Here is a 19,710-nt window from a genome sequence, read left to right on the forward strand (position 1 = left end):
CACGGCTTCGGTGCGCAGCGGATTGATCTCCGAGACGGCACCGACAAACGTGGTCTTACCCACGCCGAAGCCCCCTGCCACCACGATCTTCGCCGAGGTGGTGGAGCGGGCCGTACCGCCGCTAGAGCTTGCGAAGTCCACTGAGCACCCTTTCGAGCAGTGTCACATCCGGCGCGCCGCCGGCCTCTCCGTTGCCCGGCTGGTGGATGGCCACCATGCCGGCTTCCGCCAGGTCTGCCACGAGGATCCGTGCCACACCCAGGGGCATGGACAGCAGGGCCGAGACCTCCGCCACCGACTTGACCTCGCGGCACAGGTGGCAGATCCGCTGGTGCTCGGGGAGCAGCGTCCCGAGGTGGGCGGGGTCCGCTGTGGTGCTGACCAGCGCCTCTATCGCGAGCTGATAGCGCGGACGGGTCCGGCCGCCGGTCATGGCGTAGGGACGGACCAGCGGCTGGTCGCCTTCACCGTCGTACGACGCGTGGTGCAGGGCGCCGTACGGATCAGGTGAGGCGGGTGGCGGGGTCATAAATCCTCCGGGCGTGACAGCAGGGTGTCGGCTTGCCGTCTGAAGGTGGCCGGTGGGGGGCTGTGTCGGCCGGACGGGTGAGGGTTTTGAGTAGTACCTGGGGGGATCATGTCGGATCTCTGCCGCATGGCCGTCTAGTGGAGCAGACTGCCTTGTAGTTCGGCACGGAGGTCAGGGGTGAGGACGGTCCCCGCGCGGTCGACGAGGAGTGCCATCTCGTACCCGACCAGACCGATGTCGGCGTCCGGATGGGCGAGGACGGCGAGCGACGATCCGTCAGAGATGGACATGAGGAAGAGGAAGCCCCTCTCCATCTCCACGACCGTCTGGCTCACGGCGCCGCCTTCGAAGATCCGGGAGGCACCCGCGGTGAGCGACGTCAGGCCGGAGGCGACAGCCGCCAGCTGATCGGCGCGGTCGCGCGGGAAACCTTCGGACATCGCCAGCAGCAGGCCATCCGCGGAGACCACCACCGTGTGGGACACCCCTGGGGTGTTGTCCACGAAGTTGGTGATCAGCCAGTTCAGATTCTGCGCGGCCTGACTCATGGGGCTCAACTAACGCTCCTGCTGGTGAGTGGGGCCGAGTTGGAAACTGCCGGTAGACGGGCCGGTGTTGGCCTGTCGTCCCTGCTGGATGCCCCGGCGGAGATTGGTCAGACGGCCGCGTACGTCATCGGGCGCACGCGAGACCTGAGGTCCGGACTGATGATTCTGCTGCTGAGCAGTGCCCGGTACCAAATTGGCACGAGGGACACGGCGGGGCAGTCCGGAGGTGGTGATCCCGCCGGCGGCGGGCTTCTTGACCCGTTCGGCCTGTCGCACGAGCTCGTCGTTGGGCGACGCGCGCCAGGAACTCGTGGCGCCGGTGTCGGCCGCACCACGCCGTGGCATGGGCGGAGGCGGCGTGCCGGCGGGCTGAGAGGCGGCCGGTGCCTGCGGTTCCGCCTCGGGCGGCTGCTGGCCACCCTGCTGCGGTCCGTGGAACCAGTTCGTCTCCAGCGTGTCGTACAGCGGCGTGCGCCCGTCTCCGGGACCGGCCGGCGGCAGCACCTCGGGCTGCTGCGGCAGGGCCGGGCGGCGCGGCGGCTCACCCGCGGACGGGGCGGGCGGACGCGGTGCGCCGAAGTCGGCGTTGTCCTGCCGTCGCGGCGCGGGCGCCTGCGGACGCTGCGGTAGCTGGCCGCCGAAGCCCTGGTCCTGCGGGAACGGGGCGTTGAAGTCGGGGCGGGCGAACTGCGCGGTGCTCGCCGGGTCCGGAGCCTGCGGCGCCTGGTAACCCTGCGGTGCCGAGAAGTCCGGGCGGGCGAACTCCTCGGTGGCGCCCGGGCCCTGACGGTCGTTCATCGGCGGACGCTGGTTCGGCGGGCTGAACGGCTGGTTCGGGCCCGAGGTGCCGGGACGTGCGAACCGCCCGGTGTCGTGCTCCTCGTGACCACGCGGCGAGTCGGGCTGCGTACGCCGGGGAGCGCCCTGCTCCTCGACGCCCCAGCTCGTGCCCTGGGGACGCTGGGGCTGAGGGTTGCCCCCGGGCAGCTCGGCCCGCGGTCCACCGGAAGGCGGAAGCTGGAGGCCGGGTCCGCCGGGCTGCTGGGGACCGCCCCCGTCGCCCTGGCCGGCCGGGGCCTGCTGCTGCGGAGCCTGCCGCGCGGGCGGGCCGCTCTGCCGGCCGGAGTGGCCGAAGAGGTTGGGCCGGCCCGAGTCCGCTCCCGCCGAGGGGTCCTGCGGGGGACGGGCTCCCGGCCGGGCGCCGCCGGAGAAGGCACCGGCGAGGCCGCCGCCCTGACGCGGACCCTCCGGCCGGCCCTGGCCCGGCAGGCCCGGGCTCTGCTGGCCGTTGCCCTGCTGCGGCTGACGCGGTCCGCCGTCGCGTGACGGCAGTGCGGCCCGGGGGCCCGAGCCGGCACCGACCTGCCCGCGCGGGGCGGACGGTCCCAGTCCCTTGGCGGGAGCCGGCGCGGGGCCGGCGAGTCCGGGACGCTGGCCGTCGGCGGGAGCGCCACCGCCGGCGAGGAGCCCGCCGGGGGCGCCGCCCTGCGGGCCCTTGCCCTGCTGGCCAGGCTTCGGCGGCTGCTTGCCGCCGTGCGCGACCTCCATGGGCAGCATGACCAGCGCGGTCGTACCGCCGGAGTCGGAGGGCCGCAGCTGGATGCGGATGCCGTGACGCAGGGACAGCCGGCCGACCACGAACAGACCCATGCGGCGGGACACCGAGACGTCCACGGTGGGCGGCGAGGCGAGCCGCTCGTTGATCGCGGCCAGGTCCTCGGGGGAGAGGCCGATACCGGTGTCGTGGATCTCGACGAGCACACGGCCGTCGGGCAGCGCGTGACCGGTGACCCGGACCTTCGTCTGCGGCGACGAGAACGACGTGGCGTTCTCCAGCAGCTCGGCGAGGAGGTGCACGAGGTCGTTGACGACGCGGCCGGCGACCTCGGTGGCGGGCACCGCGGCCAGTTCGATGCGCTCGTACTGCTCCACCTCGGAGGCGGCGGCACGGAGCACGTCGACCAGCGGCACGGGCCGGGTCCACCGGCGGCCGGGCTCCTCACCCGCGAGGACGAGGAGGTTCTCGCCGTTACGGCGCATGCGGGTCGCGAGGTGGTCGAGCTTGAAGAGCGAGGACAGCTGGTCCGGGTCGGCCTCGCGGGACTCCAGTTCGGAGATGAGCGAGAGCTGGCGCTGGATGAGGCCCTGGCTGCGGCGCGAGAGGTTGGTGAACATCGCGTTGACGTTGCCTCGCAGCAGCGCCTGCTCGGCGGCCAGACGGACCGCCTCGCGGTGCACGTCGTCGAAGGCCGCGGCCACCTTGCCGATCTCGTCGCGGGAGTGGACACCGACCGACTCGACGGAGGTGTCGACGTCCTGCGGGTCCGTCTCGGAGAGCTGCTTGACGAGCTCGGGCAGCCGGTCCTGGGCGACCCGGGTCGCGGTGTCCTGCAGCCGCCGCAGCGAGCGGATCATGGACCGCGCCACGACGAAGGCGCCGACCAGGGAGACGCCGAGGACGAGGAGGATGATCGCACCGTTGAGGATCGCGTCGCGCTGCGACTCCTCACGCAGCTCGCGGGCCTTGCTCTCCATCTCACCGAGGAGCGACGCCTCGATGGTCTTCATGGCGTTGATCTTGGTGGAGCTCTGGTCGTACCAGTCCATGTACGTGCGGACCTTGTTGCCGCTGCCCTCCATGCCCAGGGGGCTGTCGAGCACCTTCTTCGCGTACATGTCGGCGGCGGTGATCTCGGGATTCCCGCTGTCCAGGGGCGCCAGCAGCTCGGCGGAGCTCTTCCCGGTGGACTCGTAGGTCGTCTCGAACGTCTTGAGGGTCGAGCTCGCCTTGCCGAGCGCGTTGCGCCCGTACGCCTGGTCGTTGTCGTTCAGGTGCGTCTTGGTGCTGTTGCCGTCCGGCAGCGCCGCGGCGATGATCGCACGCTCGACGGAGGCGTACTCCTTGGAGGACGAGAAGGCGGCCAGGGCACGCGTCCGCTTGATCATCTCCGGGTTGCTGGTGGCCTGCGCCATGTCCTGCGAAAGGCTCAGCAGTGACGTGATCAGCTGGCTGTACTGGTCGATCGTGTTGAGGCTCGGGCTGTCGGCGGCGTACGCGTCCTTGCGGATGCTGGTGATGTTGCCCAGCTGCGTGCCGATCTGGCTGACGCTCGCGTGGATGCTGTCCAGCGCCGCGTCACCCGGGGTGTTGCCGATCTCGTCCGTGGCCTCGAAGAAGGCGGCCTTGGCGCGGTCGGTGCGCTCACGGGGCTGCGTGACCTTGTAGTCGGTGGCCTTCAGGCCGTTCGACAGCGGGCCGGCCGACCTGTCGCGCTCCTCCTGGAGCGCGTTGGCGAGTGCGGTCGCCTTCCGGGTCATCTGGGTGAGCAGCTGCATGTGCTCCAGCTGGTCCATGTCGTTCATGGACTCGTTGATGCGCAGTCCGCCCAGGGTGGTCGCCGCCACCACGGGGAGCGCGAGCAGGGAGACCAGACGCGTGCTGATGCGCCAGTTGCGCAGGGCCAGGCGTGAGCCGGTGGAGGGGACACCGACCGGCTTCGAAGGCGCCGCCTCCGTGCTGCCGGTGCTCGTCGTGCCGGAGTGCTGCGCCCGGTCACCGCCGTCGCCGGCCGCACCGGGAATCTGGGCGTGCTGGGGCGAGGAACCGCGGTCGTTCCCGCCGCGCGGCTCCTGCTCCGCCGGGGTTTCCCCTCGGCCCTGGCGGGGCTGAGGCGACCCCATGCCATCCCTCTTGAAACGTCCCTGCACTAGCGTCGCAACCTCTGGACCAGGCGTCCCGTCCGCGCGTGGCGCGGCAGGACGGTGTCGGCGTCTTGGGGCGCTGGACGCGCCCCATGGTGGTCGTGAGTGACCGGCGTACTTCCCCCTCCCGCCGCCACTCGGCGCTGCGTTGCGCCCCTGCGCGCTGGGCCTGAAACCCGCGGCGGTGCGTGGAATTCCAGCACAGTGGAGGATCTCCAACAAGGCCCGCGTACCGGGCTGTGACCTGGATGACACCGTGTGATTGCCGAGTGACAAGGCGTGGAACGCGTTCAGGGGCAAAGCGGGCGATTAGGTGTGGACTCCCAGGGCGTGGCGGGTGTCCCAGACGCCATGATCGGGAGCGGAATGACAGATTCAGAGACGTATTGTCTGGTTTGCAACCCGCGATCAAGTGCCTCTAATGGGCGTTTTGTCGGCAACCTCGTGAGCAAACTCACATGAAGATCGCCGTCTCATCCCGGCCATGGCGGGGAATCGGATGTTTAGCCTGGCGCTTTACAGGGATAGCGAATCCGACAACCGGCGCGCCTCCGGGCGGCGCCCCAGCGACAAGGGTCCACACGGCAGATGAAGACGACGATGACGTTCCGCAACATTGCCAACCCGCGGCGCACGACGCTGGCGCACATCGAGGGCGCCGAGGCACCGCAGACGCCGGAACTGCGGGAGCACGCCGTCGACCTGCCCACCCAGACGGCCAACCCGCGCCGCACCATCCTCATGGTCGCCCCGGTCACGGCTGCGAAGTAGCGGCCCGTCCGGCCCCGGCCGTCACCCGCACGGCGCGGGCCCCTCACCCGCGCCAGCGCCTCTCCCGCCGAGGCCGACGCGCTAGCCTGGAGCGTCAGTCTTCAGCCAGCCAGCAAGTGAGGGGCGACAGCATCCCGTGCGCATCGCCAGGTTCTCCATCGACGGCAATGTCGCCTTCGGCGCGGTCGAGGGCGACAGCCCCGACAGCCTCGTCCTCGACATCATCAAGGGCATCCCGTACGCCGACTTCGAACTCTCCGGGACCAAGGTCCCGCTGAACAAGGTCCGGCTGCTGCCGCCCGTGCTCCCCAACAAGGTCGTGGCCATCGGCCGCAACTACGCGGAACACGCCGCCGAAATGGGCAACGAGGTCCCGGATGTGCCCGTCGCCTTCTTCAAGCCCACCACCTCGGTGATCGGCGCGGGCGACTCCATCGAATACCCCTCCTTCTCCGAGGAGCTGCACCACGAGGCCGAGCTGGCCGTGGTGATCGGCCGTATGTGCCGCGAGGTCCCGCGCGAGCGCGTCAAGGACGTGATCTTCGGCTACACCTGCGCCAACGACGTCACCGCCCGTGACGTCCAGCGCCGCGAGAGCCAGTGGGCGCGGGCGAAGGGCTTCGACACCTCCTGCCCGCTCGGCCCCTGGGTGGAGACCGGGATCGACCCGGGCAACCTGGCCATCCAGGCCACGGTCAACGGCGAGCAGCGTCAGCTCGGCCGTACGAGCGACATGATCCGCTCCGTCGAGGACCTGGTCGTCCACATCACGGAAGCCATGACGCTGCTCCCGGGCGACGTGATCCTCACCGGGACCCCCGCAGGGGTCGGGCCCCTGCACGTCGGCGACGAGGTCGCCGTCACCATCGAAGGCATCGGCACTCTCACCAACAAGGTGATCAAGCGTGGTTAACGCACCGTCCCCCAAGCTCTCGGCTCCGCTCGAGCAGGGGGTACCCCCTCGCGTCCGTTTCTGTCCCTCCCCGACCGGTAACCCCCACGTCGGCCTGGTCCGGACGGCTCTCTTCAACTGGGCCTTCGCCCGGCACCACCAGGGCACCCTGGTCTTCCGTATCGAGGACACCGACGCGGCCCGCGACTCCGAGGAGTCCTACGGCCAGCTGCTCGACTCGATGCGCTGGCTCGGCCTCGACTGGGACGAGGGCCCCGAGACCGGCGGCCCCCACGCCCCGTACCGCCAGTCGCAGCGGATGGACCTCTACAAGGACGTCGCGGAGAAGCTCCTGGCCGCCGGGTACGCGTACCCGTGCTACTGCACCACCGAGGAGCTCGACGCCCGCCGCGACGCCGCGCGCGCGGCCGGCAAGCCCTCGGGCTACGACGGCCACTGCCGCGACCTGGGCGACGAGCAGAAGGCCGCGTACGAGGCCGAGGGCCGCACCTCGATCGTGCGCTTCCGGATGCCCGACGAGGCGATCACCTTCACCGACCTGGTCCGCGGCGACATCACGGTCCAGCCGGAGAACGTCCCGGACTACGGCATCGTGCGCGCCAACGGTGCCCCGCTCTACACGCTCGTCAACCCCGTCGACGACGCGCTGATGGAGATCACCCACGTCCTGCGCGGCGAGGACCTGCTCTCCTCCACCCCGCGCCAGATCGCCCTCTACCGGGCGCTCATCGAGCTGGGGATCGCCAAGGACACCCCCGCCTTCGGCCACCTCCCGTACGTCATGGGGGAGGGCAACAAGAAGCTCTCCAAGCGCGACCCGCAGGCCTCGCTCAACCTCTACCGTGAGCGCGGCTTCCTGCCCGAGGGGCTGATCAACTATCTCTCGCTGCTCGGCTGGTCGATCGCCGAGGACCGTGACATCTTCGGCCGCGACGAGCTGGTCGCCGCGTTCGACATCGCCGACGTCAACGCCAACCCGGCGCGCTTCGACCTGAAGAAGGCCGAGCACATCAACGCCGAGCACCTGCGCATGCTCGACGTGAAGACCTTCACCGAGGCCTGTGGGCCCTGGCTGAAGGCCCCCTTCGCCCCGTGGGCGCCGGAGGCGTTCGACGCGGAGCAGTTCGCCGAGATCGCCCCGCACGCCCAGACCCGTGTGACGGTGCTCTCGGACATCACGGCCAACGTCGACTTCCTCTTCCTGGACGAGCCCGTCCACGACGAGGCGTCCTGGACGAAGGCCATGAAGGAGGGCTCCGACGCCCTGCTCGTCACGGCCCGCGCCGAGCTGACCGCGGCCGAGTGGAACGCCGAGGCGCTCAAGACGGCCGTCCTCACCGCCGGCGAGAAGCACGGTCTGAAGCTCGGCAAGGCGCAGGCCCCGGTGCGCGTGGCCGTCACCGGCCGTACGGTCGGGCTGCCGCTCTTCGAGTCCCTGGAGATCCTGGGCCGCGAGAAGACGATCGCGCGCATCGACGCCGCGCTGGCGAAGCTCGCCGCGTAGCTGTTCCCGTGCGGACCGGAGGCCGGGCTCCCCGAGGGGGGGCCCGGCCTCCGGCCGTTCGTGTGGGGGGCCTGCCCGTCGGCATCGGGCGGCGGTGGGACGGGTATGCAGACCGCATGACCATCCGAGCGGTCCTCTGGGACATCGACGACACGATCTTCGACTACTCCGGAGCCGACCGCATCGGCATGCGCAAGCACCTGGAGCACGAGGGCTACCCCGAGGGGTACGACGGCCTGGAGCGTGCTCTCGACGCCTGGAAGGCCATCACGGATGTGCAGTGGGCGCGCTTCGCCGCAGGGGAGCTCGACTTCCAGGGGCAACGCCGTGAGCGCGTGCGCGCGTTCCTCGGGCGGCGGCTGAGCGATACCGAGGCCGACGACTGGTTCGGCCGGCACGCCGCCCACTACGAGGCCGCGTGGGCGCTCTTTCCCGACACCCTGCCGGTCCTGGACCGGCTGGCGGGAAGCTTCCGCCACGCCGTCCTGTCCAACTCCAGCATCCACAACCAGGACCGCAAGCTGCGCGCCCTCGGCGTGCGCGACCGCTTCGAGGCGGTGGTGTGCGCCGTCGAGCTGGGCATTTCCAAGCCGGAGGCGGGGGCCTTCCACGCGGCCTGCGAGGTCATGGAGCTCGACCCGCACGAGGTGGCGTACGTGGGGAACGAACCCGACATCGACGCGGGCGGCGCGGTGGCCGCCGGACTGACGGGTATCTGGCTCGACCGTGACGGGCAGGGCGGGCGCCCCGAGCTCGTGCGGATCACGGGGCTGGACGAGCTTCCCGGTCTGCTGGCGGGCAATACCCGTTTTGGAGCGCCGGACACCTTCAGGTAATGTTCTTCCTGCGCCGCCCGAGCGGGCCGAAAGATCCGGCCGGGAAGCGCAGACAGAAACAGAACCCCCAGGGGTTGCGTTTCAGTGGGCTATGGTGTAATTGGCAACACTACGGTTTCTGGTACCGTCATTCTAGGTTCGAGTCCTGGTAGCCCAGCGCAAGACCGAAGTAACAAGCCCCCGTCCCCGTTGTGTAGCGGCCTAGCACGCTGCCCTCTCACGGCAGTAGCGCCGGTTCGAATCCGGTCGGGGGTACTTGTCACACCATGGGCTATGGTGTAATTGGCAACACTACGGTTTCTGGTACCGTCATTCTAGGTTCGAGTCCTGGTAGCCCAGCGCAAGACCGAAGTAACAAGCCCCCGTGGAAAGGCTCTTCACCCCGGTGAAGGGCCTTTTTCGTGTACGGGGCGGGCGTTGCCGGGCTTCGCGGACAGGGCGGGCCCTGTCGGGCGAGGTACGTCACACCGCGGAGACGGCCGGGGCGGCGGACGGGTTGAGCTGTGTACGGGGGGAGTTGGCCGGTCTGTGGAACCGTCGCCGGTCAAGTCCCGTGAGCGGCCGGACGACTTCGGCGCGTCCGGTGGCGTACCGGCCGGAAGCAGGAGCCGGGATCAAGGGGCCGCCACGGCGCTGGGGCGGCCTCGGGGGAGAAGCGGGAGGGGCGGACCGGCTGGGTACGGCGCGGAGCTCAGCCCGTGCGGCGCAGGGCCTCGCTCAGCCGCGCCGCCGAGTCGATGATGGCCTGCGCGTGCATACGGCCGGGGTGGCGGGTCAGCCGCTCGATCGGCCCGGAGACGGACACCGCGGCGACCACCCGGTTCGACGGCCCGCGGACCGGGGCCGAGACCGAGGCCACGCCCGGTTCGCGCTCGCCGATCGACTGGGCCCAGCCGCGCCGCCGTACGCCCGAAAGCGCCGTCGCCGTGAAGCGGGCCCCTTGCAGGCCCCGGTGCAGGCGCTCCGGCTCCTCCCAGGCCATCAGGATCTGGGCGGAGGAACCCGCCTTCATCGTGAGCGTGGAGCCGACCGGCACGGTGTCCCGCAGTCCGGACAGGCGCTCCGCCGCGGCCACGCAGATCCGCATGTCGCCCTGCCGGCGGTAGAGCTGTGCGCTCTCGCCGGTGATGTCGCGCAGGTGTGTGAGTACGGGTCCGGCCGTCGCCAGGAGGCGGTCCTCGCCGGCCGCGGCCGCGAGCTCCGCGAGCCGGGGGCCGAGAATGAAACGGCCCTGCATGTCCCTCGCCACCATGCGGTGGTGTTCGAGTGCCACGGCCAGTCGGTGTGCCGTGGGCCGTGCGAGCCCTGTCGCCGCGACCAGCCCGGCGAGGGTGGCCGGACCGGACTCCAGGGCGCTCAATACCAGAGCTGCCTTGTCGAGAACGCCGACGCCGCTAGAGTTGTCCATACGACGATACTCCCGTCTCACTCTGTGAAACGCAAGTTCAATTTTCTCCGGAAGTTGCGAACCTGTAGGAGCGGCCGTACAACGGCCCGCAGTCACCGCCCCGCTCGGGGGCCCGGGCGGTGGCAAACCCGAATCTCTAGTTGGGCCGGCGAAGACGCCGGCCGGAGGGAAAGCGATGGGTAGGACACTCGCGGAGAAGGTCTGGGACGACCACGTCGTCCGGCGCGCCGATGGCGAGCCCGACCTCCTCTTCATCGATCTGCACCTGCTGCACGAGGTGACCAGCCCGCAGGCGTTCGACGGTCTGCGTCAGGCCGGCCGGCCGGTGCGGCGCCTCGACCTCACCATCGCCACCGAGGACCACAACACCCCGACCCTCGACATCGACAAGCCGATCGCCGACCCGGTCTCCCGTGCCCAGCTGGAGACCCTGCGCAAGAACTGCGCGGACTTCGGCGTCCGGCTGCACCCGCTGGGTGACGTCGAGCAGGGCGTCGTGCACGTGGTCGGTCCGCAGCTCGGCCTGACCCAGCCCGGCACCACCGTCGTCTGCGGCGACTCGCACACCTCCACCCACGGTGCGTTCGGAGCGCTGGCCTTCGGTATCGGCACCAGCCAGGTCGAGCACGTCCTCGCCACCCAGACGCTGCCGCTGGCGCGCCCCCGGACCATGGCGATCACCGTCGAGGGCGAACTCCCCGACAGCGTCACCGCCAAGGACCTCATCCTGGCCATCATCGCCCGGATCGGCACCGGTGGCGGCCAGGGCTACATCCTCGAATACCGCGGCTCCGCCATCGAGAAGCTCTCGATGGAGGCACGGATGACCATCTGCAACATGTCGATCGAGGCCGGTGCCCGCGCGGGCATGATCGCCCCCGACGAGACCACCTTCGCCTACCTGCGGGGCCGCGACCACGCGCCCGAGGGCGAGGAGTGGGACGCCGCGGTGGAGTACTGGAAGACGCTGCGCACCGACGACGACGCCGTCTTCGACGCCGAGGTCGTCATCGACGGTGCCGCACTCGCGCCGTTCGTCACCTGGGGCACCAACCCGGGCCAGGGCGCGCCGCTGTCGGCCCACGTGCCCGACCCTGCTTCGTACGAGGACGCTTCGGAGCGTTACGCCGCCGAAAAGGCCCTGGAGTACATGGGGTTGACCGCCGGCCAGCCGCTGCGCGAGATCAATGTCGACACGGTGTTCGTAGGTTCCTGCACCAACGGACGCATCGAGGACCTGCGCAACGCCGCCTCGATCCTGGAGGGCCGCAAAGTCGCCGACGGCGTACGGATGCTGGTCGTCCCGGGCTCCGTCCGGGTCGCCCTCCAGGCCGTCGAGGAAGGCCTGGACAAGGTCTTCACCGCCGCCGGCGCCGAATGGCGGCACGCCGGCTGCTCGATGTGCCTCGGCATGAACCCCGACCAGCTGGCCCCCGGTGAGCGCTCCGCCTCCACCTCGAACCGGAACTTCGAGGGCCGGCAGGGCAAGGGCGGCCGCACCCACCTGGTCTCCCCGCAGGTCGCCGCCGCCACCGCCGTGCTGGGCCATCTGGCCTCGCCCGCCGATCTGTCCGACGTCCGTACGCCCGCCGGAGTCCGATAACCATGGAAGCATTCACCGCACACACCGGCCGGGCCGTCCCGCTGCGCCGCAGCAACGTCGACACCGACCAGATCATCCCCGCGCACTGGCTGAAGAAGGTCACCCGCGACGGTTTCGAGGACGGTCTCTTCGAGGCCTGGCGCAAGGACGAGAACTTCGTCCTCAACCGCCCCGAGCGCAAGGGCGCCTCCGTCCTGGTCGCCGGTCCCGACTTCGGCACGGGCTCCTCGCGTGAGCATGCTGTGTGGGCCCTGCAGAACTTCGGTTTCAAGGCCGTCATCTCCTCCCGCTTCGCCGACATCTTCCGTGGCAACTCCCTGAAGAACGGTCTGTTGACCGTCGTCCTGGACCAAGAGGTGGTCGACAGGCTCTGGGAGCTGACGGAGGGGGACCCGGAGGCCGAGGTCACCGTCGATCTGGAGAAGCGCCAGGTCCTCGCCGAGGGGATCACGGCCGACTTCGAGCTCGACGAGAACGCCCGCTGGCGACTGCTGAACGGGCTGGACGACATCAGCCTCACTCTTCAGAACGAAGCGGACATTGCGACTTATGAGGCGGCCCGGCCGTCCCACAAGCCGCGTACGATTGACGCCTGAGCAGCGCTTTTCCCGAACTGCGCCCCCTGCCGGAAGGCAGGGGGCGCAGTCGCTTGTTGAGACCCCCTCGGGCGACAACTCGCCCCAGATGGCACAATCGGTGCATGGAACGCGACAGCCAACTCGAGCTCTATGGCCAAGTCGCCGACCGATTGAAGGAAGCGCACGCAAAGGTGCGCGAACTGCAAGTCCCGGAGGGCGTACGGATGGCGCTGTCCCGGAAGCTGCTGGTCGTCACGGCCGCGGCTAAGCACGATCTCCCAGGCGCGGCAAGGCGTCTGGACCGGTTGATGAAGGACCTCGATGAGGGCCGATTCCCCGAAGGTGACTGACTCTGCGGACAGCGCAGCGGTCGACTTCGTTGCGGCACTAGGGTGATTAGCCCGTTTCGTGTTTGATTTGCGGTATATATCTGCCTAACGTGCGAAAAAGCCTGAACAGTTTCGTTCCGGCAATGTCTCCGAAGGGGAAGACGTGAACAAGGCGCAGCTCGTAGAAGCGATTGCCGACAAGGTCGGTGGCCGCCAGCAGGCCGCAGACGCTGTCGACGTGGTACTCGACGCCATCGTCCGTGCGGTCGTCGCGGGGGACCGGGTCTCGGTCACCGGCTTCGGCTCGTTCGAGAAGGTCGACCGTCCCGCCCGGTACGCCCGCAACCCGCAGACGGGAGAGCGCGTACGGGTCAAGAAGACCTCCGTCCCCCGTTTCCGTGCGGGACAGGGCTTCAAGGACCTGGTGAGCGGCTCCAAGAAGCTCCCCAAGAACGACGTGGCCGTGAAGAAGGCCCCCAAGGGCAGCCTCTCGGGCGGTTCTTCCACCCGCACGACGGCGAAGGCGGCCGCGAAGAAGGCCACCGCCAAGAAGGCCACGGCGCGCAAGTCCACGGCGGCCGCCAAGACGACGGCCCCGGCGAAGAAGACCACCGCCAAGAAGACCACCGCGACGGCCAAGAAGACCGCGCCGGCGGCGAAGAAGGCGACCCCGGCGAAGAAGACGACGGCCACGAAGAAGACCGCCGCCGCCACGACCGCGCCCGCCAAGAAGACCACGGCGAAGAAGGCGCCCGCGAAGAAGACCACGGCACGCAAGACCACAGCCAAGAAGGTCACCGCACGCAAGAAGTGAGACCGGGCACCGCTCGTTCCTCACACGCGCCGGGCCGGGCTCCCCTCGGGGAGCCCGGCCCGCGGGCTGTTCGGAGGCTCTTTCAGAGCGTCTGCAGCGTCACCAGGGTGATCCGCAGCGAGGCACCCTCACCCTCGGTCTCGATCCGCACCCGCTGGCCCGGACGCAGGAGCCGCAGACCTCCCGCGTCGAACGCCGCCGCGTCGAAGTCGACCGGGGTGCCGTCGTCGAGAAGCACGCTGCCGGTGCGGGTCTCGGAGTCGTACGTGAACGAGGTCGCCTGCATGAGCGGCAGCCTATCGGTCCGCGGCAGGCACCGCCGGGGACGCCAGCCCCGCGGTGAACCGCCCCACTCCCAGGGACAGCGCCGCCCCCAGGTCGTCGCCCGTGTCCACGTCCCTGCGGACCGAATCGAGACCCGGCAGTGCGACCTCCACCGCCCCCGACGCCAGATGCCGCGCGCGTGATTCCCCGCCGAAGGAAGGCCTCAATTCCACCCCGGATGTCGCGGAAAGAAATGTGGTGCCGATTCCCTGTGCATCCCCGACGAATGCGCGGGGAAATTCTTCGGAGAATTCGAGGACCCGAGCCAATTCCTCCGGACGCAGTGCGGGAAGATCCGCGTTGAGCACGGCCACCGCCGCACCCGCCCGCCGCGCGCGCACCCACCGCGCGCCGTGCTCCAGCGCCGCGTTGAGCCCGGCCGCCGGGGTGTCGGCCACCGTGCGCGCTCCGAGCGCGGCCAGCGCCTCCCCGGCCACCGGATCGTCCGTGACTACCACCACATCCCCCACCGCCCGGCACGACAGCGCGGCCGACACGGTGTCCTGTGCGAACGCCAGGGCCAGGCGCGGACGCAGATCCCCGCCCACCGCCCGGCCGAGCCTGCTCTTCGCCCGTGCGAGCGGTTTCAGCGGGACGACCAGGGACCAGGAGCCGGTCGGGTCGGTGTTCGTGGCGATCTCCCCCTCCGTAGCATCGGCCCACATTCTCGCCTGCCGGTACGACAACCCGGAGGTCCGCCCCCACGGGTGAGGCGTACGGTGTTGTCCACAGCAGGGGCCCGGGGCAGAACAGCAACGCCGCGAGCCGCGTAGCAGCCCAGTCCTAGAGGAAGGCGTCCGAGTGTCCCGCCGCAGAATCGGCTTCTGGTACCGCCTGGCGGCGGTCATCGCGAAACCGCCCCTGGTGGTTCTGTTCAAGCGGGACTGGCGGGGAATGGATCACATTCCGGCCGATGGCGGATTCATCACCGCGGTCAATCACAACTCCTATCTGGACCCGCTGTCGTACGGGCATTTCCAGTACAACACCGGGCGTGTGCCGCGGCTCCTCGCCAAGGCCGGACTGTTCAGGACGCCTTTCGTCGGAATGATCCTGCGCGGCACCGGGCAGATCCCCGTCTACCGCGAGACGACCAACGCGCTCGACGCGTTCCGCGCCGCCGTCGACGCCATCGAGCGCGGCGAGTGCGTCGCCTTCTATCCGGAGGGCACGCTCACCCGCGATCCCGACATGTGGCCGATGGCCGGCAAGACCGGTGCCGCCCGTGTGGCGCTGATGACCAAGGCCCCGGTCATCCCCGTCGCCCAGTGGGGCGCCAACCTCGCGATGCCGCCCTACGCCAAGGAGAACAAGCTCCAGCTGTTCCCCCGCAAGACACTCCGGGTGCAGGCCGGACCGCCGGTCGACCTCTCCCGCTACTACGGCCTCGAGCCGACCCCCGACGTCCTGCGCGAGGCGACCGAGGCCATCATGGCCGCGATCACCGCCCAGCTCGAGGACGTACGTGGCGAGAAGGCGCCCGCCGAGCTCTACGATCACCGCAAGGCCCGTGCTGAACAGCGGCGCAAGGCAGAGGGAAAGGGAACGACGTGACGCACCCCGCAAAGGCGGCCGTCTTCGGAACCGGCTCATGGGGTACGGCCTTCGCCATGGTCCTCGCCGACGCCGGCTGCGACGTCACCCTCTGGGGCCGTCGCTCCGAGGTCGCCGAAGCCGTCAACACGACCCGTACCAACCCCGGCTATCTGCCGGGCGTCGAACTGCCGGCCTCGGTCCGGGCGACGACCGACCCCGCCGAGGCACTGCGCGGCGCCGACTTCGCCGTCCTCGTCGTGCCTTCGCAGACGCTGCGCGCCAACCTCGCCGACTGGGCACGGCACCTGGAGCCCGGCACGGTGCTCGTCTCCCTGATGAAGGGCGTCGAACTCGGCACCGCCAAGCGCATGAGCGAGGTCATCGAGGACGTCACCGAGGTCACTCCGGACCGGATCGCCGTCATCACCGGCCCCAACCTCGCCAAGGAGATCGCCGAACGCCGCCCCGCCGCGGCCGTCGTCGCCTGCTCCGACGAGGAGGTCGCCCGGCGCCTCCAGGCCGCCTGCCACACCCCGTACTTCCGGCCTTACACCAACACCGACGTGGTCGGCTGCGAGCTCGGCGGCGCCGTGAAGAACGTCATCGGCCTCGCGGTGGGCATCGCCGACGGTATGGGCCTCGGTGACAACGCCAAGGGCTCGCTCATCACCCGCGGCCTCGCCGAGACCACCCGGCTGGGGCTCGCCATGGGCGCCGACCCGCTCACCTTCTCAGGGCTCGCCGGACTCGGCGACCTGGTGGCGACGTGCTCCTCGCCGCTCTCGCGGAACCACACCTTCGGTACCAACCTCGGGCGCGGCATGACGCTCCAGGAGACCGTCGCCGTCACGAGCCAGACCGCCGAAGGCGTCAAGTCCTGCGAATCGGTGCTCGATCTGGCGCGCCGGCACGACGTCGACATGCCGATCACCGAGACGGTTGTCGGCATCGTCCACGAGGGCAAGCCGCCGGTGGTCGCGCTCAAGGAGCTGATGTCTCGCAGCGCCAAGCCCGAGCGACGCTGACTCGAGCCCTACCAGCAGGTACGCTCGTCGCGATATGAGCAGCCAGAACCTCCCCCAGAGCACCGAGAGCCCCCTGAGCTCCGAGCAGAGCTCCGAGCCGTGCCGCAAGCCGCGCGTGGCCGTCGTGTTCGGCGGCCGGAGCTCCGAACACGGCATCTCGGTCGTCACGGCCGGTGCCATCATGAGCGCCGTCGACCGGACGAAGTACGACGTCCTGCCGATCGGTATCACCAGGGACGGACGTTGGGCCCTCACGTCCGACGACCCGGCCCGCATGGCCATCACGGACCGGCAGGTGCCGGACGTGGACCAGCTGACCGACTCGGCGCAGGGCGCCGTGACGCTCTCCGTCGACCCCGGCAACCGTGACGTCGTCGTCAGCGAACCGGGGTCGGTGCCCACGGTCCTGGGTGAGGTCGACGTCGTCTTCCCCATGCTGCACGGCCCCTACGGCGAGGACGGCACGCTCCAGGGGCTCCTGGAGCTGTCCGGCGTGCCCTACGTCGGCGCCGGTGTCCTGTCCTCGGCCGTCGGCCAGGACAAGGAGTACATGAAGCGGGTGTTCACCTCCTTCGGGCTGCCCGTCGGCCCGTACGAGGTCGTCCGCCCCCGGGAGTGGGAGTCGGACCGTCCCGCCGCACGCAAGCGCATCATGGAGTTCGCCGCCGAGCACGGCTGGCCGCTCTTCATCAAGCCCGCCCGCGGTGGCTCCTCCATGGGCATCACCAAGGTCGACGACGCCGCCGGACTCGACGACGCGATCGACGAGGCCCGCCGGCACGACCCCAAGTTCATCGTGGAGTCCCTGCTGCGCGGCCGGGAGATCGAGTGCGGCGTGCTGGAGTTCGAGGACGGACCGCGGGCCAGCGTGCCGGCGGAGATCCCGCCCGTCACCGCGCACGACTTCTACGACTTCGAGGCCAAGTACATCGACTCGGCGGCCGGCCTGGTCCCCGCACCCCTCACCGACGAGCAGACCGCCGAGGTGCAGCGGCTCGCCGTCGAGGCCTTCGAGGCGGCCTCCTGCGAAGGTCTGGTGCGCGCCGACTTCTTCCTCACCGAGGACGGCTCGTTCGTCATCAACGAGATCAACACCATGCCGGGCTTCACCCCGATCTCCATGTTCCCGCGCATGTGGCAGGCGAGCGGCGTGGAGTACCCGGAGCTGGTGGACCGGCTGATCACGTCCGCGCTGAACCGCTCCACCGGCCTGCGCTGACCTCCGGGGGCCGTCCCGCGCGGACAGCCCTTCAGAGGCTGTCGGGGACCGTCTTCCTCACGGGCACGGCGAACGCGGACAACGGGGTGATGTCATGGGCGTACTCCGTCCCGAGCGTCACCTCCACATACGCCTTGCGGTAGGTGGTCGTGAACCGCGGGCCGGCGTCATCGCGCTGCTCCAGCAGCCAGTTGACGCCGTCCGCGTCGACGGCGTCGGACTGGGGATCGTCCATCCTCGCGGGTCGCGGGACCCCGCAGCGCAGTACGATCGCCCCGTCCCCCCAGCCGGCGGTCAGGTCCGAATCCGGCGAGGGATCGCTCCGTTCCAGACCGGCGACGGTCTCCGGCAGTGCCTTGTGCAGCTTCCCGCAGTACACGGCGGCCTCCGGCGACGGCGCGGGAACCGTCACCGAGGGCTGGGCACCGCCGCCGGAACAGCCCGCCGCGGCGAGCACGAACAGGGCGGCGGACGGAGCGAGAACACGGGATCGGGGGGACCGGCGGCGGATGTGAGTCACCGGACCAGCGTAGACAGGGGTCAGAGGTGGACGACCGGGCAGGTCAGGGTACGTGTGATGCCGTCCACCTGCTGGACCTTGGCGACCACCATGCGGCCGAGCGCGTCGACCGTGTCGGCCTGCGCGCGCACGATCACGTCGTAGGGGCCTGTGACGTCCTCTGCCTGAATCACTCCCGGAAGCTTTGCGATGGTCTCGGCGACGGTCGACGCCTTGCCCACCTCGGTCTGGATGAGGATGTACGCCTGTACCACGAAACCTCCAGGGCGGCCACGAGGATCATGTGGGGGAAAGGGACGCCACGTTATCGCGTTGCCCCGGGCCGCGGGGAGACCTACGGGCCGGTTGACGTCCACAGCGTGGCGTACGCACCACAGAAGTTGACGTGTCTCTTGACGGTACCGACAGCAGTTGGGGCTCGCGACCGCAAGCCCACCGGTGCGGGAGGGGGACAGTGACGCCCGCACGTCCCGGGGCCACCGGCTCCCGTGGGCCGTCCGCCCATGGTCCGGGCCTCCGGCCGCTGAAGCAGCCCGGACAGGCGTCCGGTGCGATAGATGAGAGGTGAGACTCGGTGAAGGGAACCGTGGGCGAGTTGGGGGAGTTCGGGCTCATCAGAGAGCTCACTTCCCGGCTCACCACCACTCCGGCGGTACGGCTGGGACCCGGCGACGACGCCGCGGTCGTGGCCGCTCCCGACCGCAGGGTCGTGGCCAGTACGGACATCCTGCTGGAAGGGCGGCACTTCCGCCGTGACTGGTCGACGGCGTACGACGTCGGCCGCAAGGCCGCCGCCCAGAACCTCGCCGACATCGCGGCCATGGGCGCCGTGCCCACCGCGCTGCTGCTCGGCCTCGTCGTACCGGCCGACCTGCCGGTCACCTGGGCCGCCGAGCTGATGGACGGGCTGCGCGACGAGTGCCAGGTCGCCGGTGCGGCCGTGGTCGGCGGTGACACCGTCGGCGGCGACACCATCACCGTCGCGATCACCGCACTCGGAGACCTGCGTAACCACGAACCCGTCACCCGGGCCGGCGCCCGGCCCGGCGACGTCGTGGCCGTCACCGGATGGCTCGGCTGGTCGGCGGCCGGATTCGCCGTGCTCTCCCGGGGGTTCCGTTCGCCGCGCGCGTTCGTGGAAGCCCACCGGCGCCCCGAACCGCCGTACCACGCGGGCCCCGCGGCAGCCGGGCTGGGTGCCACGGCCATGACCGACGTCAGCGACGGACTCGTCGCCGACCTCGGGCACATCGCCGAGGCCAGCAAGGTCCGCATCGACCTGCGTTCCGGACTCATCGACATCCCCTCGCAGATGTCCGACATCGGACAGGCCGTCGGGGTCGACCCGCTGCAGTGGGTGCTCACCGGGGGAGAGGACCACGCGATCGTGGCGACGTTCCCGTCCGACGTGAAGCTCCCCGCGCGCTGGAAGGTCATCGGAGAGGTCCTCAACCCCTCGGCGCTGCCCCAGGTCACCGTCGACGGGGCCCCGTGGACGAGCAAGGGCGGCTGGGACCACTTCGGATCCATCGAGGACGCTTAGGGCGTGCT

20 protein-coding genes, 3 tRNA genes and 1 pseudogene are annotated in these 19,710 nt (G+C 70.2%); 15 read left to right on the forward strand and 9 right to left on the reverse strand.

Going from position 1 to position 19,710, the window contains the following annotated elements:
- The 4 genes and pseudogenes from OO67_RS37185 to OO67_RS26225 form a co-directional block, all read right to left on the reverse strand.
- Nucleotides 1-141 (reverse strand): annotated as a pseudogene (locus tag OO67_RS37185) (ATP/GTP-binding protein); the annotation flags it as partial.
- Nucleotides 122-529 carry a DUF742 domain-containing protein gene (locus OO67_RS26215; protein ID WP_003966010.1) on the reverse strand — a complete coding sequence of 136 codons (408 nt, stop codon included), beginning with the start codon at nucleotides 527-529 and terminating at the stop codon, nucleotides 122-124. The pseudogene OO67_RS37185 and the gene OO67_RS26215, both read right to left, overlap by 20 nt.
- Nucleotides 530-663: 134 nt before the next feature.
- Nucleotides 664-1,077, reverse strand: a complete 414-nt coding sequence (locus tag OO67_RS26220) for a roadblock/LC7 domain-containing protein (RefSeq protein WP_006127850.1) — start codon at nucleotides 1,075-1,077, stop codon at nucleotides 664-666.
- Between the two features lie 9 nt (nucleotides 1,078-1,086).
- Nucleotides 1,087-4,758: a sensor histidine kinase gene (locus tag OO67_RS26225; protein WP_033303987.1), complete on the reverse strand. Its 3,672-nt coding sequence runs from the start codon at nucleotides 4,756-4,758 to the stop codon at nucleotides 1,087-1,089.
- A 609-nt stretch (nucleotides 4,759-5,367) separates the two neighbouring features.
- On the opposite strand from OO67_RS26225, the gene OO67_RS26230 reads away from it, so the two are divergent.
- The 7 genes from OO67_RS26230 (at nucleotide 5,368) to OO67_RS26260 (ending at nucleotide 9,142) form a co-directional block, all read left to right on the forward strand.
- Nucleotides 5,368-5,550 carry a hypothetical protein gene (locus OO67_RS26230; protein ID WP_033303989.1) on the forward strand — a complete coding sequence of 61 codons (183 nt, stop codon included), beginning with the start codon at nucleotides 5,368-5,370 and terminating at the stop codon, nucleotides 5,548-5,550.
- A gap of 136 nt (nucleotides 5,551-5,686) precedes the next feature.
- A complete protein-coding gene (locus OO67_RS26235) occupies nucleotides 5,687-6,463 on the forward strand; it encodes a fumarylacetoacetate hydrolase family protein (protein WP_033303990.1) in 777 nt (258 codons plus the stop codon).
- A complete protein-coding gene (gene gltX, locus OO67_RS26240; RefSeq protein ID WP_033303991.1) occupies nucleotides 6,456-7,967 on the forward strand; it encodes a glutamate--tRNA ligase in 1,512 nt (503 codons plus the stop codon). The genes OO67_RS26235 and gltX overlap by 8 nt, the downstream gene beginning before the upstream one ends.
- 116 nt (nucleotides 7,968-8,083) lie before the next feature.
- Nucleotides 8,084-8,803 (forward strand): HAD family hydrolase, encoded by a 720-nt coding sequence (locus OO67_RS26245; RefSeq protein ID WP_033303992.1) that lies wholly within the window; start codon nucleotides 8,084-8,086, stop codon nucleotides 8,801-8,803.
- 85 nt (nucleotides 8,804-8,888) lie between these two features.
- Nucleotides 8,889-8,960, forward strand: a tRNA-Gln gene (locus OO67_RS26250).
- Between the two features lie 25 nt (nucleotides 8,961-8,985).
- Nucleotides 8,986-9,058: transfer RNA gene (locus tag OO67_RS26255), tRNA-Glu, on the forward strand.
- A 12-nt stretch (nucleotides 9,059-9,070) separates the two neighbouring features.
- Nucleotides 9,071-9,142: transfer RNA gene (locus tag OO67_RS26260), tRNA-Gln, on the forward strand.
- Between the two features lie 352 nt (nucleotides 9,143-9,494).
- Here OO67_RS26260 and ndgR read toward each other — a convergent pair.
- Nucleotides 9,495-10,211 carry an IclR family transcriptional regulator NdgR gene (gene ndgR / locus OO67_RS26265; RefSeq protein ID WP_033303994.1) on the reverse strand — a complete coding sequence of 239 codons (717 nt, stop codon included), beginning with the start codon at nucleotides 10,209-10,211 and terminating at the stop codon, nucleotides 9,495-9,497.
- A 175-nt stretch (nucleotides 10,212-10,386) separates the two neighbouring features.
- Here ndgR and leuC point away from each other — a divergent pair, with 175 nt between their 5' ends.
- The 4 genes from leuC (at nucleotide 10,387) to OO67_RS26285 (ending at nucleotide 13,535) form a co-directional block, all read left to right on the forward strand.
- On the forward strand, nucleotides 10,387-11,814 hold the full coding sequence (leuC, locus tag OO67_RS26270; RefSeq protein WP_033303995.1) for a 3-isopropylmalate dehydratase large subunit: 1,428 nt from the start codon (nucleotides 10,387-10,389) through the stop codon (nucleotides 11,812-11,814).
- Between the two features lie 2 nt (nucleotides 11,815-11,816).
- Nucleotides 11,817-12,410, forward strand: a complete 594-nt coding sequence (leuD, locus tag OO67_RS26275; RefSeq protein ID WP_033303997.1) for a 3-isopropylmalate dehydratase small subunit — start codon at nucleotides 11,817-11,819, stop codon at nucleotides 12,408-12,410.
- A gap of 104 nt (nucleotides 12,411-12,514) precedes the next feature.
- Nucleotides 12,515-12,742, forward strand: coding sequence for an SCO5555 family protein (locus tag OO67_RS26280; RefSeq protein ID WP_033303999.1), 228 nt, complete (start codon nucleotides 12,515-12,517; stop codon nucleotides 12,740-12,742).
- A 142-nt stretch (nucleotides 12,743-12,884) separates the two neighbouring features.
- The gene (locus OO67_RS26285) at nucleotides 12,885-13,535 is read left to right on the forward strand and encodes an HU family DNA-binding protein (protein ID WP_033304002.1); all 651 of its coding nucleotides are present in this window, start codon (nucleotides 12,885-12,887) and stop codon (nucleotides 13,533-13,535) included.
- 82 nt (nucleotides 13,536-13,617) lie between these two features.
- Here the strand turns inward: OO67_RS26285 and OO67_RS26290 are convergent, their stop codons facing one another.
- Together OO67_RS26290 and cofC are read right to left on the reverse strand one after the other, a co-directional pair.
- Nucleotides 13,618-13,821 (reverse strand): hypothetical protein, encoded by a 204-nt coding sequence (locus tag OO67_RS26290; RefSeq protein WP_031100632.1) that lies wholly within the window; start codon nucleotides 13,819-13,821, stop codon nucleotides 13,618-13,620.
- Nucleotides 13,822-13,831: 10 nt separating this feature from the next.
- Nucleotides 13,832-14,524: a 2-phospho-L-lactate guanylyltransferase gene (cofC, locus tag OO67_RS26295; RefSeq protein ID WP_033304005.1), complete on the reverse strand. Its 693-nt coding sequence runs from the start codon at nucleotides 14,522-14,524 to the stop codon at nucleotides 13,832-13,834.
- A gap of 136 nt (nucleotides 14,525-14,660) precedes the next feature.
- On the opposite strand from cofC, the gene OO67_RS26300 reads away from it, so the two are divergent.
- The 3 genes from OO67_RS26300 to OO67_RS26310 are packed head-to-tail and all read left to right on the forward strand — an operon-like array spanning nucleotide 14,661 to nucleotide 17,639.
- Nucleotides 14,661-15,413 (forward strand): lysophospholipid acyltransferase family protein, encoded by a 753-nt coding sequence (locus tag OO67_RS26300; protein WP_033304007.1) that lies wholly within the window; start codon nucleotides 14,661-14,663, stop codon nucleotides 15,411-15,413.
- On the forward strand, nucleotides 15,410-16,420 hold the full coding sequence (locus tag OO67_RS26305) for an NAD(P)H-dependent glycerol-3-phosphate dehydrogenase (RefSeq protein ID WP_033304009.1): 1,011 nt from the start codon (nucleotides 15,410-15,412) through the stop codon (nucleotides 16,418-16,420). Before OO67_RS26300 ends, OO67_RS26305 begins: the two co-directional genes overlap by 4 nt.
- Before the next feature lie 34 nt (nucleotides 16,421-16,454).
- Complete coding sequence (locus tag OO67_RS26310) at nucleotides 16,455-17,639, forward strand: D-alanine--D-alanine ligase family protein (protein ID WP_033304011.1); 1,185 nt, start codon at nucleotides 16,455-16,457, stop codon at nucleotides 17,637-17,639.
- A 31-nt stretch (nucleotides 17,640-17,670) separates the two neighbouring features.
- On the opposite strand, the gene OO67_RS26315 is transcribed toward OO67_RS26310, so the two are convergent.
- Nucleotides 17,671-18,159, reverse strand: a complete 489-nt coding sequence (locus OO67_RS26315) for a DUF3515 domain-containing protein (RefSeq protein WP_033304013.1) — start codon at nucleotides 18,157-18,159, stop codon at nucleotides 17,671-17,673.
- Nucleotides 18,160-18,179: 20 nt separating this feature from the next.
- Nucleotides 18,180-18,413: an Lrp/AsnC family transcriptional regulator gene (locus OO67_RS26320; protein WP_033304016.1), complete on the reverse strand. Its 234-nt coding sequence runs from the start codon at nucleotides 18,411-18,413 to the stop codon at nucleotides 18,180-18,182.
- A 320-nt stretch (nucleotides 18,414-18,733) separates the two neighbouring features.
- Here OO67_RS26320 and OO67_RS26325 point away from each other — a divergent pair, with 320 nt between their 5' ends.
- Entirely contained in the window at nucleotides 18,734-19,702 is a 969-nt protein-coding gene (locus OO67_RS26325) for a thiamine-phosphate kinase (RefSeq protein WP_033304018.1), read from the forward strand.
- Nucleotides 19,703-19,710: the final 8 nt, after the last annotated feature.

Source organism: Streptomyces atroolivaceus (genome assembly GCF_000717025.1).
GTDB lineage: Bacteria > Actinomycetota > Actinomycetes > Streptomycetales > Streptomycetaceae > Streptomyces > Streptomyces atroolivaceus.